The 13,703-nt window shown below is 71.1% G+C and carries 12 protein-coding genes; 6 read left to right on the plus strand and 6 right to left on the minus strand.

Annotated elements, in window-relative coordinates; translation table 11 throughout:
* Window positions 1-59 precede the first annotated feature (59 nt).
* The 3 genes from ABZV34_RS04715 to ABZV34_RS04725 all read left to right on the plus strand — a co-directional run bounded on the left by ABZV34_RS04715 (window position 60) and on the right by ABZV34_RS04725 (window position 4,043).
* Window positions 60-2,213: an N-6 DNA methylase gene (locus tag ABZV34_RS04715; protein ID WP_356271293.1), complete on the plus strand. Its 2,154-nt coding sequence runs from the start codon at window positions 60-62 to the stop codon at window positions 2,211-2,213.
* 90 nt (window positions 2,214-2,303) lie between these two features.
* Window positions 2,304-2,585: a hypothetical protein gene (locus ABZV34_RS04720; RefSeq protein WP_356271808.1), complete on the plus strand. Its 282-nt coding sequence runs from the start codon at window positions 2,304-2,306 to the stop codon at window positions 2,583-2,585.
* Window positions 2,586-2,729: 144 nt separating this feature from the next.
* Window positions 2,730-4,043, plus strand: a complete 1,314-nt coding sequence (locus ABZV34_RS04725; protein ID WP_356271294.1) for a hypothetical protein — start codon at window positions 2,730-2,732, stop codon at window positions 4,041-4,043.
* Window positions 4,044-4,148: 105 nt separating this feature from the next.
* Here the strand turns inward: ABZV34_RS04725 and ABZV34_RS04730 are convergent, their stop codons facing one another.
* The gene (locus ABZV34_RS04730) at window positions 4,149-4,361 is read right to left on the minus strand and encodes a DUF397 domain-containing protein (RefSeq protein ID WP_356271295.1); all 213 of its coding nucleotides are present in this window, start codon (window positions 4,359-4,361) and stop codon (window positions 4,149-4,151) included.
* Entirely contained in the window at window positions 4,358-5,218 is an 861-nt protein-coding gene (locus ABZV34_RS04735) for a helix-turn-helix transcriptional regulator (RefSeq protein WP_356271296.1), read from the minus strand. Before ABZV34_RS04735 ends, ABZV34_RS04730 begins: the two co-directional genes overlap by 4 nt.
* Window positions 5,219-5,379: 161 nt before the next feature.
* On the opposite strand from ABZV34_RS04735, the gene ABZV34_RS04740 reads away from it, so the two are divergent.
* From ABZV34_RS04740 to ABZV34_RS04750, 3 genes are all read left to right on the plus strand, one after another.
* Window positions 5,380-5,943 carry an ATP-binding protein gene (locus ABZV34_RS04740; protein WP_356271297.1) on the plus strand — a complete coding sequence of 188 codons (564 nt, stop codon included), beginning with the start codon at window positions 5,380-5,382 and terminating at the stop codon, window positions 5,941-5,943.
* Window positions 5,944-5,976: 33 nt separating this feature from the next.
* A complete protein-coding gene (locus ABZV34_RS04745; RefSeq protein ID WP_356271298.1) occupies window positions 5,977-7,563 on the plus strand; it encodes a serine/threonine-protein kinase in 1,587 nt (528 codons plus the stop codon).
* 332 nt (window positions 7,564-7,895) lie between these two features.
* Window positions 7,896-8,858, plus strand: coding sequence for a CU044_5270 family protein (locus ABZV34_RS04750; RefSeq protein WP_356271299.1), 963 nt, complete (start codon window positions 7,896-7,898; stop codon window positions 8,856-8,858).
* A 64-nt stretch (window positions 8,859-8,922) separates the two neighbouring features.
* Here ABZV34_RS04750 and ABZV34_RS04755 read toward each other — a convergent pair whose 3' ends face one another.
* From ABZV34_RS04755 to ABZV34_RS04770, 4 genes are all read right to left on the minus strand, one after another.
* Window positions 8,923-11,229, minus strand: a complete 2,307-nt coding sequence (locus ABZV34_RS04755) for a hypothetical protein (RefSeq protein WP_356271300.1) — start codon at window positions 11,227-11,229, stop codon at window positions 8,923-8,925.
* A 301-nt stretch (window positions 11,230-11,530) separates the two neighbouring features.
* Complete coding sequence (locus ABZV34_RS04760; protein ID WP_356271301.1) at window positions 11,531-12,262, minus strand: hypothetical protein; 732 nt, start codon at window positions 12,260-12,262, stop codon at window positions 11,531-11,533.
* The gene (locus ABZV34_RS04765; RefSeq protein WP_356271302.1) at window positions 12,252-12,734 is read right to left on the minus strand and encodes a DUF6114 domain-containing protein; all 483 of its coding nucleotides are present in this window, start codon (window positions 12,732-12,734) and stop codon (window positions 12,252-12,254) included. The genes ABZV34_RS04760 and ABZV34_RS04765 overlap by 11 nt, the downstream gene beginning before the upstream one ends.
* Before the next feature lie 77 nt (window positions 12,735-12,811).
* Complete coding sequence (locus tag ABZV34_RS04770) at window positions 12,812-13,435, minus strand: DUF6230 family protein (RefSeq protein ID WP_356271303.1); 624 nt, start codon at window positions 13,433-13,435, stop codon at window positions 12,812-12,814.
* Between the last annotated feature and the right edge of the window lie 268 nt (window positions 13,436-13,703).

Here is a 13,703-nt window from a genome sequence, read left to right on the forward strand (position 1 = left end):
ACACACTTAGTCGGTGGTGTAACGTGCTCTCCGTACCCGACGAGAGGTGAGAACCCGTCATGCCCCAGCCGACAGCCCAGGTGACAGCCGCGGAGATCTCCCGCATCGCTGGAGTCACACGCGCCACCGTCAGCAACTGGCGCCGCCGGCACGACGACTTCCCCGCACCGGCCGGTGGCAACGAGACCAGCCCGCTCTACGACCTGGAATCCGTGCGTGCCTGGCTGCGCTCCCGCGGCCAGACCTCCGCCGCCGCCCCGGCAGAGGAGCTACGCACCCTGCTGCGACTGCACTCCGCGGACGCGGGTCCGGCCACGCCGCTGCTCCCCCTGGTCCTCGCCACCTCCCGCCGCTCCCCGCACGAGCTGACCGAGCTGGCCGACCTGCCGGACGCCGATCTCGCCACACGCGCGGACGCCGCCGTCACCGACCTCGCCGACACCCTTCCGCAGACCGAGGCCGCCCCCTTCACGGCAGCCGACGCGGGCATCGTGCGGGCGCTGATCCACTGCGTACGGGAGGAGGGCGCCCAGGCCACCCTCGACGTACTCGCCGAGCGGGAACTGGAGGACAGCGCCTCCACCGGCACCTACCAGACCCCCGACCGCCTGGCCGATCTCATGGCGCGCGTGCTGCCCGCGGACACGGCCCGTGTCCTGGACCCCGCGTGCGGCAGCGGCACTCTGCTGGCCGCCGCCGCACGCCACGGCGCCCGGGAGCTGTACGGCCAGGACGCCCTGCCGGTGCAGTCCCAACGCAGCGCGGTACACCTGCTGTTGGCCACGCCCGACGCGGCGGTGTCCGTACAGGCCGGCGACAGCCTGCGCCAGGACGCCTTCCCGCGGCCGCCGGTCGACGCGGTCCTGTGCAACCCGCCCTACGGTGACCGCGACTGGGGCCACGACGAGCTGGCCTACGACCCCCGCTGGGCCTACGGCGTCCCACCGCGCATGGAATCCGAACTCGCCTGGATCCAGCACGCCCTGGCCCACCTGCACCCCGGCGGTTACGCGGTACTGCTGCTGCCCCCCGCCACCGCCGCCCGTGCCTCGGGCCGCCGCGTACGCGCCGAACTGGTACGCGGCGGCGCCCTGCGCGCCGTCGTGGCCCTGCCGTCCGGCGCGGCCGCGCCCCTGCACATCGGACTCCAGCTGTGGATCCTGCAGACCCCGGAGCCGGACGGCCCGGACCGCGCCTCGGTGCTGTTCGTGGACGCCGCAGCCGAGCGGCAACAGGACAGGCCGCGCAACCGCGCCGACAGCACACTCGGCTCACCGGGGACGCGCCGACGCCGCGACGCCCTCGACTGGGACGAACTGACGGACACCGTGCTGGACCACTGGACGGCCTTCCGCGCCGACCTGGAGTCCTTCTCCGACGAGCCGGGCATCGCCCGGGCCGTCCCCGTACTGGATCTCCTCGACGAGGTCGTCGACCTCACCCCGGCCCGCCAGGTCCGCGCCCTGCCCGCCGACATCGACCCGGCCCAGGTGGCACGGCAGGCCGACGACCACCGCGAGCAGCTGACCGAGCACGCCGGCCTCCTCGCCGAGGCCGCCCACGGCACCTGGCAGCCCACCGGCGACTCCCCACGGCAGTGGCGCACGGCCACCCTCTCCGACCTCGCCCGCGGCGGCGCCCTCGAGATCCTGCGGGCGGCGACCGACACCCGGGAGAAGACCGAGGGCGCGCAATGGAGGGCCGAGAACGCCGGACGGTTGGTTCTCCACGGCACCGACATCGCGGAGGGCCTACCCGCCTCCGGCACGTTCCTCGACAGCGTGCCCCTGAAGTCGTCACCGGTCATCGCCGAAGGGGACATCCTGGTACGCGTGTTCACAGGAGACGGCGGAAGCATGGCCAGGCTGGCCGACGAACAGGACACCGGCGCACTGCTCGGACATGACCTCTACCTTCTGCGCCCCGACCCGACGCGACTGGACCCCTGGTTCCTCACCGGCTTCGTCGGCGCGCACGACAACATCACCGGGGCCTCCACCGGCAGCACCACCATCCACCTCCAACCCGGCCGACTGCGCGTTCCGCTGCTGCCCCTGCAGGAGCAACGCCGCTACGGCGAGGCCTTCCGCCGGGTGCACGAACTGCACACCGCCGCCCGCCAGGCGACCAACCTGGCCCACCAGTACGCGGACCTCCTGACCACCGGCCTGACGGCGGGCGCACTGCTCCCACCCGAGACCGCGTCGACCTGACCCACTGGCACACTTCTTCACGCATCCATCACAATTGGCCGCACCCGCCCCCTCGCCCGGCGGCACGGCTCGGAAGGAACTCGGGAAACCTTGAACAGCAGCAAGCACACGGAGCTGGCGAACCACGCCTGGTCCGTCGCGTGGCAGCCGGTTGAGGAGGTAGCGGCCGTAAAGGTGCAGCCGCTCCAGCTCGGCGTCCCGGTAGGGGACGATCTGCGCGAGGAAGCTGCCGACCACATCGACACCATCGCGGGCATGGGCCGCCAGTACTTCGGCCCCGACAAGGGCTTCAAGTCCAGCCTGGACCGCAGCGCCCGCAAGGCCGCGTGGCGGATGATCCGCCGCGAGGAGGGCCTGGACGACGACGTCTGATCGCATACGCCCCGGCTGGAAGTGCCGGCCGGGGCGCCCTCCGGCCTCGGTTCGTCTGCGACCCGGCGGCCGCAGGTACACGAGGTTCATACCGTTTTTGTCGGACGTCAGCCATGGGCTGTTGTGGGAGAACAAGGGGAGACGATGAGTGACGACCGTAAGGGAATCGTTCCGGTGTGGACGCTGGCGACCGGTGAGGTCCAGGTGCCAGGGTTGACCGCGGGCGAGTCGATGACGGCCGAGCGCCTGACGGAACTGCGCGGAGTGCTGGCCGTCCTGGCCGACGAGCCGATCGTCACACTTGAGGCGCATCCGCTGCCCGCCAAGATCGACCGCGCCAAGGGCCTCCCGCTCGACGCCGCGAGTCCCCTGGCTCAGCACCTGTCACAGTTCATCACGCAATCGACGCGAAGTTCCCTCACGGCGGCCAGAGCGACCGCTTCCGGCGAGAATCTGTATCGCATAGTGGTCCCGGCGAAGGTCGCCGCCCAGTTCGGGCAGGGCACCGTTCGCCTGATGGAGCCGAAGGGGGCGGCCGGTCGCGTCTTCGGGGACATCGTGAACACGACGACGGGCAGGATCGCCGCCAAAGCGAGGTTCGTGCCAGTCGGAGGAGCGGCAGCGGCGGGCACGGTCGGTGGAGCCGGTGCGACAGCCGGTGCCGCAGCCGCCGGCGGCACGGTGCTCACTGTGGCCGCTCCGCTCGTGCTCATGGCCGTGGCGGTGGGGGTGAGTGCGCACGCCGACCACAAGCGCCAGCAGGCCATCGAACACATCACGGAACTGCTGGAGCAACTTCAGCAGGACAAACTCGACGACGAGCACAGCGCGCTCAACGGCAGCCGTGCCGCCATCGACAAGGCCACGGCCATCCTGCTCGACGAGGGCAAGCTCGGTGTCTCGCTGGGGCTCGACTCGGCAGTGCACACCATCGACACTGCGCTGGGCAAAGCCGACCTCCGTCTCGCCCGGTGGCAGAGTGCGCTCGACAACCTGCCAGAGGGTAAGGCCGTCGAACTCGACACGCTGACCAAGTCGTTCCCCGGCGTCGGCGACCATGGCGGCACGTTCCGCGCCCACCTCGAACTCGCCTCGCTGGCCATCGCGCTGATGCGGCGGGTCGTCATCCTCCAGGCAGTCGAAAGCGCCCAGAGCAACCCCGGCAATCCGTTCCAGAACTTCACCCGCGCACTCAAGCGCGACCAGCAGCGACTCGACGAAATGGAGTCGAGCATCGCCACTGTCCTGGTGCGCCTGTCGGCGCTGGAGCTGGCAGGCCCGAGCGGTTTGCTCCCCGTCATCACGACCGGTGAAGTCGAACGCCTGATGCGCGCGGCATACCGGATTCGCCGACTGGGCGACGGCGTCACGGTCAACAGCCGGACGACGGACGTGGCGATCGAGATAGCCCGCAACACGGACGGCTCGGTGGTCGTATTCCCCGCGCTGCCCGCGTAGGCGTTCGCGTAGACGCGCTCGCACCGCCCGCGTTCGCGTCGCGGGCGGTGGTGTGGCCCAGCCGCCAGTGCCGCTGGGCCATCACGGGGCTTGCGAATGTACGGCTCAGACGGCCTGCTCGGCCGCCAGCCCGACGAACCCGGCCCACGCGCCGGGGGTGACCGTAAGAACCGGACCGGATCGGACCTTCGAGTCCCGGATGTGTACGCCGTCGACGGCGGATGCGACCTCGACACACTCACCACCCCCGCCGCTGCTGTAGCTACTCGTGAGCCAGGCCGTCACCGGCACAGTCGACTCGGTTTGCTGAACTCTCATTTCTCTCCCAGCAGTTCCTCGATGAAGGCCAGCGACTCACAGGGGGTGAGTGCCTGTGACCGGAGGATGCCATATCGGGCTTCGAGCTCATGGATCTTTCCGGCGCTGGTGTACAGGCGACTGTCGTCCTGTACCTCGGTGTACGCGATGCGTCGCCCTTCGGCAGTGTCGATCAGATTGAAGGGTCCGCCCAGCCCTGCGTGGTCTTCTCGGTCGGTGGGCATCACCTGGATCTCCACGTTGCGGTTCTGCCCCACGAGCAGGATCTGCTCCAACTGCTCGCGGAGTGTCGCCAGTCCACCGATCGGCTTGCGCAGCACCACTTCCTCGATGATGAAGCTCAGCAGCGGTGGTGGCCGACGAGTGAAGATGTCTTGCCGCACCATCCGAGCCGCCAGACGCTGTTCAATGACGTCGTCATCGAGTAGAGGGCGTTGCATGCGGAAAACAGCCCTCGCGTAATCCTCTGTCTGCAATAGGCCCGGCACCGCATGCGCCGCGTACACGCACAGGCCGACCGCGCCCGCCTCCAACCGCGCCATGTCCCTGAAGAACGCCGGATACTGCGCCCGCCCCACCTCCTCCTTCAGCGCCTTGAGGACGCCCCCGGCGTCCAGCACCTCGTCCGCGCGGTCGATGAACCGGGGTGAGGGAATCCGCCGACCTTGCTCGAAGGAGGCGATCGACTGGCCCGCGTAGCCCGTGAGCTTGCCGAACTCCGGCCGTTCCAGGCCCGCCCGTACCCGCAGCAGTTTCAACTGCCGCCCGAACGCCGCCACCACGCCCGATCCCGGCTCGTCCTCCGGCCTCGGCCCGGCGTCCTCCCGCTCGCCCTCGCCCTGCTCGTCCGACTCCATCGGCTCCACCGTCTCCCCAGCCCAGTTCCCCGGCCCAACGCGCCCGCCCCGAGCCGGTCACGCGGCGTGCCTCGTACTCCTCCCGCTCCGTCGCGTACAACCGGAACGTGGCGGTGCGTCACTACTGGTCACGCTACGACACCGCCGGGAGCGTGGAGGGCATGACCGATGAAACCGCTGCCCCCGACCGCTTCTCTCGGCCCGCCCGCCCCACAAGCCACTTCGCGATGCGTTTCAGCTCCACTCCGCGGGGCGCGCGGCTCGCCCGACGCCTCGCCGGGCATCGCCTCGACGCGTGGGGCGTCCCCTACGACTGCGACACGCATCACGCGCTGACGCTGATCGTCGCCGAGCTCGCCGCCAACGCCGTCCGGCACGGCCGGGTCCCCGGACGCGACTTCCACCTCGCGTTGGCCTGCGACGCCACGACCGTACGGATCGAGGTCACCGACACCCGCACCGAAGGCGTACCGGTCGCAGAGACGCCCACGGAGCTCGACAACACCGGCCGCGGCCTGCTCCTGGTGGAGCACCTCGCCGACCGCTGGGACTGGCACCCGCGCCGGAGCGGCCCCGGCAAGACGGTCTGGGCGGAGTACGTCCTGCCGACGCCAGGCCGACCGGCCGCCGCGCCCCCCTGCCCGCCGTCCACCGCCGCGCTCAAGCCCTGTCGCACCGCGACCGCTGGACGCCGGATCGACACAGCGGTCACACTTGACCCCTGACCGTGGCCGATCTTCACGCACACCGGGGGCAAGGTGCCGCAGGAGGCGATCTCCGACCGTTACGAACTCCTGGAGGAGCTCAGCCACGGCGGCATGGGCGACGTGTGGCGCGGCTACGATGCCGTGCTCGACCGGCCCGTCGCCGTGAAGCTCATCCGGCAGGAGGCGGTCACCTCACCGCAGATGGCCGAGGAGTTCGCCAAACGCTTCCGCCGCGAGGCCCGCATCACCGCGCGCATCCAGCACCCCGGCGTGCCGCAGGTGTACGACGCGGTGCTCGACGCTTCGTACGAGCGGCTGTTCCTGGTGATGGAGCTCGTCGACGGCGTGCCGCTGTCCGCCTACCTCGACCCCGGCCGGCCGCTCCCGGTCAGCTGGGCGGCCGCCGTCGCGGCGCAGATCGCGACCGTGCTGTCGTACGCGCACGAGGTGCCGGTGATCCACCGGGATCTCAAGCCGGGCAACATCCTCGTCGCGCGCGACGGCACCGTGAAAGTCCTCGATTTCGGCATCGCGGCGATCCTGCGCACCGACGTCACCAAACTGACCGCCACCGGCACCCCCGTCGGCACCTACCAGTACATGTCGCCCGAGCAGGTCCGCGGCGGACGCATCACCCCGCAGACCGACCTGTACGCGCTGGGCTGTGTGCTGCACGAACTCCTCAGCGGGCACCTGGCGTTCTCGGCGGAGAGCGAATACCTGCTGATGTACCAGCACGTCAACGCCGCTCCCACTCCGCTGCGACAGCTACGGGCCGACGTCCCCGAGGCGCTGGAGGAGCTGGTCCTGCACCTGCTCCGCAAAGCGTCCGAGGCGCGGCCCGCAGACACGCAGGAGGTGTACGCGCGGCTGCTGCCGTTCCTCCCGCCGCCGGGCCGGGAGCCCGGCACATCCGATGCCGGGCCGACCGGCGCACCCGATCCGACGAGCGTGTTCCGGCACCCTTTCGCGCCGCGCGCCCGCGCCCAGGCCCCCGCACCCGACGGTCCGACGCCGACAGCCGTCCTCCCGGGGGCCCAGCCGGCGCCCGTCCCCGACCGGCTGCGCGAGGACATCAGGGAGGCGTACGCCCACTCCGACGCCCTGCTGGAGGAGGAGCGGTTCGCGCAGGCCGCCGAGGTGCTCGGCGAGGTCATCGAACCCGCGGCCCTCGCTCTCGGCTCCGAGAGCAAGCAGGTGCTGGCGCTGCGCAGCCAGCGTGCGGCGATCCGCCTCCTCGGCGGCGACTACCGGGCCGCCCTGCCCGAGTTCGACGCCCTCGCCGACGCGTACGCCCGCATCTCCGGACCCACCGGCGAGCAGGCCCGCGCCTGCCGCGCCCAGGCAGCCCGGTGCCGCGCCGAACTCGGCCAGGTCACCGCCGCGCTCGCCGCGCTCCAGGGTGTGCTGAACGTCGTACGGGCCGTCGACAGCGACGTGAGCGAAGAAGCCGTGGAGTTGCGGCACAACATCGGGATGCTGCTGCTCGCCCAGGGCCGGGCCGTCGAAGCCCGGCAGGTCCTCGAACCGCTCCACGAGGACATGTGCACGGTGTTCGGACCCGAGGACGAGATGACCGTCGAGATCGCCGAGGCACTCGCCGTGATCCGCCTCGGCCTCGACGGTTCGGCTTCCTGACCCGGGTCCTCCAGCGACGGTGCCCCGTGAGCGCCGCTGCCCCGTCCATCGAACTGCGCGAATACGGCCGCTCGCGCGCCTACCAGCTCCCCGATGTCGTCGGGCAAGCACTCGCGGCCTCCGGCATCGTGGACGCCACGCCAGATCCCTACAAGCCGGGCTGCTGGCAGCTCAAAGTCGGCAGCACTGTGGGTGCGGCCACGCTCACCGCGCCGGGCTCGGCATCCCGCTGGGCACCGTCCGCTCCCGGCTCAACCGGGCCCGCAAGAAGATGCGCGTCGCCCTCGTCGACATCGATCCCACCCCTACGTCCCAGTCGGAGGAAGACGGCCATGCGTGACCTCGACGATCTGAGCGCGCTGCGCGAACTGCGGGCGGAGGTGCCCGCACCGACCGCGGCGCGGTTGGCCGGCGGCCGGTGGAAGCTGATCGCCGCGGCCGTGGAAGAGGGCCGTGGTGGTCCCGCCCACGCCGGCCGCAGCCGGCGCCCCGCCCGTGTCGCGCGCCGGACGGCGATCGCGGCGGTGACCGCGGCCGCGGTCACGGCGGGCGTGTTGGTCGCCTCCGCCGGTGGTGACAGCCCAAGGAGCACGCGGACGAACACGGTCGCCTTCGTGTTGGAGGCGGCGGCGAAGAACGCCGAGAGGAGTTCGGCCCAACTGCCCGGACCACATCAGTGGGCCTACCTGGCATCAGTGAACTGCATGCCGCAGTGCTCCACCAGTGAGAGATGGTGGCAAGGCAACGGCGAGACCATCGCCCTACGCGGGACGGACGTGCACGGCCACACCAACCCGCTGGTCACAAGGCCGGAGATCGGCCAGGCGTACACACCCGTCATGATCTACAAGGCTCTCTCCGAACTGCCCGCCGAGCCACACGCTCTCCTCGAACAGCTCAGAACCGACCCGAGTCTCCGGTGGGCCCTGTACTTCGAGGGTGTACGGCCCAACGCCACGCCCACCCTCGACGACGAGGCAGGCGCGATCTTCAGTCTCATGCAAGCGGCTCCCGTCCTTCCTCCCAAGGTGAACGCCTCCTTGTTCCGAGCCCTGAAGCTCATTCCGGGCGTGCGGTTCATCGCAGGGACGCAAGACGCGCTCCACCGGCACGGACCGGGTGTCCAGATCGTCAGCGGCACCAGATACCCCGTACGACGAACCCTGGTCCTGGACCCGAGGACCTACGCCTACCTCGGCTACCGGCAGCAGTGGCACGGAGCCGAGGACTTCACCGACGTCTTCGCCCGCAAGGCCGCCGGCGTGGTCGACCACGCCGGTGAAATCCCGCGCTGAACCGCGGGTGCCTCGGGTGCCGCGGGGGGTGACGGTGTACGGACGAGAAGACAGGGACCCGGTCTCAGGAGGGGCTGCCGGGGCGGACCGTCAGGTAGGTCCACTGGCTCCACACGCCGGTGGTCTGTGCGTCCTTGGCCGGAGGTGTGTAGTGGCCGCGGATGCGGTAGTGGTCGTTGCTCGTGTAGAGCTTCAGACTCCGGGCGTAGCCGTACCAGCCGTCGGAGTACAGGGGCACGCAGGTCTGCGAGGCGGCCTGGTGCCAGGCTCCCGAGTAGTAGTGCTCGAGGTACACCGTGGTGCAGCCGCCGGACTGACGGGGAGTGACCTGGAGGTTGAAGCCCATGGTGACTTCGGACTTGTAGAAGACCTGGTAGGTGGTGGATCCGACGCGGGTGGTCGTGAACGGCGACTGCGTCGCCGTCCGGACCGCCGGCGTGAGGGTCGTGCTTGTGGTCACCGTCCGCGGCGCGTAGCGGTAGTCGCCCGTGAAGGCCGCGCTGAAGACGGTGTTGCGGGTGACCTTGTAGGAGGCGACGAGGTTCCCGTGCGCGTCGGCCTTGCCGCTCTTGAGCTGGGTCCGGGACTTGCCCGCGGGCTGGTCGTACAGCGTCAGGGAGCGGGAGTTGTACGTGGCTCCCAGATGCGCGGTGACCTTGACGGTCGCGCCGGAGCGGTACGACTTCGCGTCGGTCGTCACGCTCAGGCTCGGAGTGGCACGGGACACCTGCACCTTCGCCGACGCCGTGACCGGGAGGTAGGAGGTGCCGCCGTCGTAGGTGAACGCGTAGGTGTTCGCGCCGCCGACCTGCGGGGTGTCGTGGAAGGCGAAGGTGCCGTCGGCGGCGACGGGCACGGTGCCCAGCGAGGAGCCGGAGGTGTGCGCCGGGTCGGTCTTGACGACGTGGACCGCGCCGGTCGGCACATGCGCGTGCGGCCAGGTCAGACGCCCGGTGACGGTCGTCGGCGCGGCTCGGCCGGCGGTGGACGGAGCTGTCAGCGCCATGGTGGGCGCGTACTTGGCGACGGGGACGTCGAAGGTCTGGCCGGCCGGACCGTAGTGGCCGCTTCCGGAGTAGTCGACGCGGAAGCTCAGCGGGCCACTGAGGGGAGCGGTGCCGGCGACGTGGTACGACCCGAAGAAGTCGGCCGCGTCGGCCCGCGTGGTGGTCGGGTCCGGGATGAGCGCGCCGTCCGGATCCGCGGCGTCGTAGCGCGTGATCCGTACGGTGCCCGGTATCAGGGATTCCCCGGCACCGAGGTCGAGAGGCGAATGGAAGCCCGTCCGGAACGCATAGGCCTCGCCGGGGGCGAGCGGAGTGGTGGTCGAACCTCCGTTGAGATGGACCCAAGTGCTTTCCGGGTCACGGGCCGTGCGGAGCGTCGGTGTTCCCCCGGAGGCGTCCACGCCCACGATGTAGAGGCGGCTCCCGTCCGGTGACCAGGCGAGGCCGTGGGCCGGCAGGCTCAGCGGAGACTCGTAGTCGTACTCGTTGTAGAAGCCCTCGCCCGTTCCCGGCAGCGCCCGGACCGCGTAGGTGCAGCCGCAGCCGGCCAGGGTGCCGTCCGGGGCCACGGCGACGGCCTTTGAGGCCACGGCCTCGGCGAACCGTCCGTCCACCGCCAGATCCGAGGTGCGATACCGGTCGGCGCTCGGGTTCACCCAGGACGGGACCGCGAGGTACTGGCCGTCCGCCGTCACCGCGAAGTCGCTCAGGTCGGGGACGGGCAGTGCCTTCGCGGCCTGCCGGCTCAGCGCGTCGCCCTGGGCCCGGTACGTGACGACGGCGGCGGTGTCGCCCGTCTGCGCGGCGGCGGCGAGTACGCCGGAGGGGGTCGGGGTCGTCGCCAGCATCGGCGGCACCGGCCAACTGCCGGAATCCTGCCGCACCGTGACCGTGCCGGCCGCGTCGACGGATCCGATGCCGCCGGCTCCCTCCGTGCCGTACCCGAACCAGAGGGTGCCCCCGGCGACGGCCAGCGAGTCCGGACGGGTTCCCGTGCCCGTGTCGTAACGAGCCGACTCGGTCAGGTTGTTCGTGCTGATCGCCGCGATCGCGTCCTGGCCGGGGAGAGCCGCGTACAGCACGGACCCGTCGTCGGAGAGGGCGAGACCGGTGGCCCCCGGCTCATCACTGATCGTCGTCGGGTTCCCGCCGTCGAGGTCGGTGACGAGGATGCCGTCGGTGCCGGCGCCGCCGCTGACGAACAGATGTCCGTGCGGAGCGTCCACCGCCATGTCCGCGAAGTGCGCGATCGGCAGCGGTACGCCCGACGCCGCGTACGAGTCGGCCGCGCCGGGACCTATGACAGTCGTCAGTCCCAGGAGCAGCGCCACGGCGGTTGGCGGTGAGAATCGCGCCGGCTTCATGAATGGCCCCCACATAACCTTCACGATCAAGGAGCGCAAAATAGCACGGCCAAGATCGGGCCCCGACAGGGGGCGAAGGTTCGTCCCCCGGCGGCGGTGAAGGTCAGGAGCCGGTTCGCGGCGCGGGTCCCGGCCGCCGGTCGGCGCGCTCGGGGCGAGCCCGGCCGTTCGCCCTGATCACCGCCGTGCCCCTCGTCCGAAGGCCGGGCCGGCGCCCGAGCCCGCGCCGCACGGGTCCGCCCCACAGGCACCCGCCGCACAGGCCCGCGCACGGACCCGCCGCACGGCCGGGACCTCGTTGTCACCGGGTCGCGATGCTGAGGGCCGGTCCGGCGAGGGACATGTCGCCGCTGAGCCGGGCGATCTGTGAAACGGTCACGTTCTCGAAGGTGAGGGTGCGGCTGGGCGCGGTGGGGTGGGAGAGCCAGGGGGGCAGCGCGTCGGGCGTGACGGTGACGCTGCGGTCCACGGGGAGCGGAGCGCCGCCCAGTCCGACGAGCGTGCCGTACAGCTTCCGGGCGTACAGGGTCACCACGTCCTTGCCCTTGAGCGTGGAGGTGGACGCGGGCCTGGTCCGCAGACGCATCGCGGCGCGGCCGCGGCCCGCCGTCAGATCGAGGTCGCCGAAGTCCAGCGACCGTGCGGTGAACTTCAGTACCCGCTCGGATCCGGCCGCGGTCCTGACGACGACCACACCGCGGAAGGCACTGTCGTGGAGCACGAGTCTGTCGGCACGCAGCACCCAGGGGACGTTCGCCGCGGGGGCCGGCAGCCGGGCGGCCGACAGTCGCACGGCGGGTGTGCCGGCGTCCGCCGGTGGCCCGGACACACGGACACCGCCGGTGGCGATCCACGCCTTCGAGGCCGCTGGTGCGGCGAGTTGGAGGACCAGGGACAGGGCGGCCACCGCCGGCGCGCAGGCGAGGGGCCGCGGCAGTCGGCCGCCCGCGCGGTTCCTCGCCGCACCGCCGGGATGACAGGGGCCGGACTCCGGCCCGCCTGCCCCACCGCCGGTCAGGGCGTCACCATCCACCGTGGTCCTCGTCCACGGGGACGGGGGTCGACGCACGGTTCACCGCGGGCCGCGCCTCGGGGTCGTCCGCCGGAGGAATCCAGGCACAGGCCAGGGATCCGCCGATCAGGCCGGACACCAGCCCGATGAGGAGGCCCCCGAAGTTGGCGACGGGGAACGAGACGAGGGCGAGCAGGATGACGGCGATCCCCGCGAATACGCGCGTCTGCCGCTGGAACCAGAGGGAGAGGGCGAGGACCACGAGCAGAACCCCGATGATCAGCGACCCCGCGCCCGCCGAGGTCGACATCGCCAGGGGGATGGCGCCGAAGTTCAGCCGCGCGTACGGGAAGTAGATGATGGGGAAGGCTGCCGCGAGAGTGAACAGACCTGCCCAGAAGGGGCGTTCACCCCGCCAGGTCCTGAATCCCCGTCGGGCGCCGGCGGCGGCGACGCGCAGGTCCTCGCGCCCGCCGCTTCGTTGGAGGAACACGTGAGCTCTCCGTGATGTTCGGCGGGCGGGAGTACGTGGCGATCGGGCGCGAAGGCTGCGTGTCGCGTGCCGGCGGATCAGAAGCACTCGTGGTGGCCTTGCCTCAGCCGCACATCGAGGCCGGGGACATTGAACGTGGCGGCCGAGACCGCGACCGTGGTGAAGTGCACGTCTTTCAGGAGAACCGAATCCGCCTGCTGGGCAAAGCCGTTGGGGTCGAAGAACCGGGAGTTCCTGTCCTGCGGGCTGATCGGGCCCTTGCTGACCGCCCCCGCCGCCACACCGATGTCGAGGTCGTTGAAATTCGCCTGGCTGCTCGACACGGATGTCGCGTCGAGGAACAGGTTCCTCGCCTCGATCGGTCTGCGTCGGCCGCCGGTGATCCTCAGCGTGTACGGGCCCAGGACCGGGATCGGGACCACGACGGACTGGCACAGCCCGCTGATCTCCGCGCGGCGGGCCCCGGTGACCACGACCGGCACGAGGGTGCCCTGCCTGGTCACGTCCACCGTGCCGTAGATGCTCAGACCCTGGGCGTCCAGCGTGTCCAGGGCCACCTGGAACTTCTGGCCGGAGATGAGGAACGACGCGGCCAGTACTCCTTGGGCCATGCCGACGCCGAGGGCCCCGGCGGCCATGACACTCGGGACGAGAACGCGGGCGAAGCGCTTCCAGGAGGTCCTGCCGGCACGGTGCAGCATCCCGTCTCCTCCGGTCATGACGTGGGCTCGCCAATGGCAGACAGGGGTAGGCGACGTCTCTCTCTAGTGGCGGATCCTAGGCTTCCCCGCGCGGCAGCCGACGGCACGCCAGGTCGGCCGGACGGGTGAGTCTGTTTCCGTTGCGCCATCCGGACGACACCCGGTGCGGTGACGCCGTCGGCGTCTCCGGTCCGCCGACCGTCACGGATCGGGCGACACCTCGGCTCGGCCGATCGGCCTGTGCGGGTGGTGAGGACGGGGGCGGCCC

The sequence above is a fragment of the Streptomyces sp. NPDC005195 genome, from assembly GCF_040608315.1.
Classification (GTDB): Bacteria; Actinomycetota; Actinomycetes; order Streptomycetales; family Streptomycetaceae; genus Streptomyces; species Streptomyces kaempferi.

What these genes read in the sequence shown, in the direction of transcription:
- ABZV34_RS04770 (WP_356271303.1), bottom strand. Translation starts at nt 13,435, where the DNA reads ATGCTGCACCGTGCCGGCAGGACCTCCTGGAAGCGCTTCGCCCGCGTT.
- ABZV34_RS04740 (WP_356271297.1), top strand. Translation starts at nt 5,380, where the DNA reads ATGACCGATGAAACCGCTGCCCCCGACCGCTTCTCTCGGCCCGCCCGC.
- ABZV34_RS04735 (WP_356271296.1), bottom strand. Translation starts at nt 5,218, where the DNA reads ATGGAGTCGGACGAGCAGGGCGAGGGCGAGCGGGAGGACGCCGGGCCG.
- ABZV34_RS04730 (WP_356271295.1), bottom strand. Translation starts at nt 4,361, where the DNA reads ATGAGAGTTCAGCAAACCGAGTCGACTGTGCCGGTGACGGCCTGGCTC.
- ABZV34_RS04725 (WP_356271294.1), top strand. Translation starts at nt 2,730, where the DNA reads ATGAGTGACGACCGTAAGGGAATCGTTCCGGTGTGGACGCTGGCGACC.
- ABZV34_RS04755 (WP_356271300.1), bottom strand. Translation starts at nt 11,229, where the DNA reads ATGAAGCCGGCGCGATTCTCACCGCCAACCGCCGTGGCGCTGCTCCTG.
- ABZV34_RS04750 (WP_356271299.1), top strand. Translation starts at nt 7,896, where the DNA reads ATGCGTGACCTCGACGATCTGAGCGCGCTGCGCGAACTGCGGGCGGAG.
- ABZV34_RS04715 (WP_356271293.1), top strand. Translation starts at nt 60, where the DNA reads ATGCCCCAGCCGACAGCCCAGGTGACAGCCGCGGAGATCTCCCGCATC.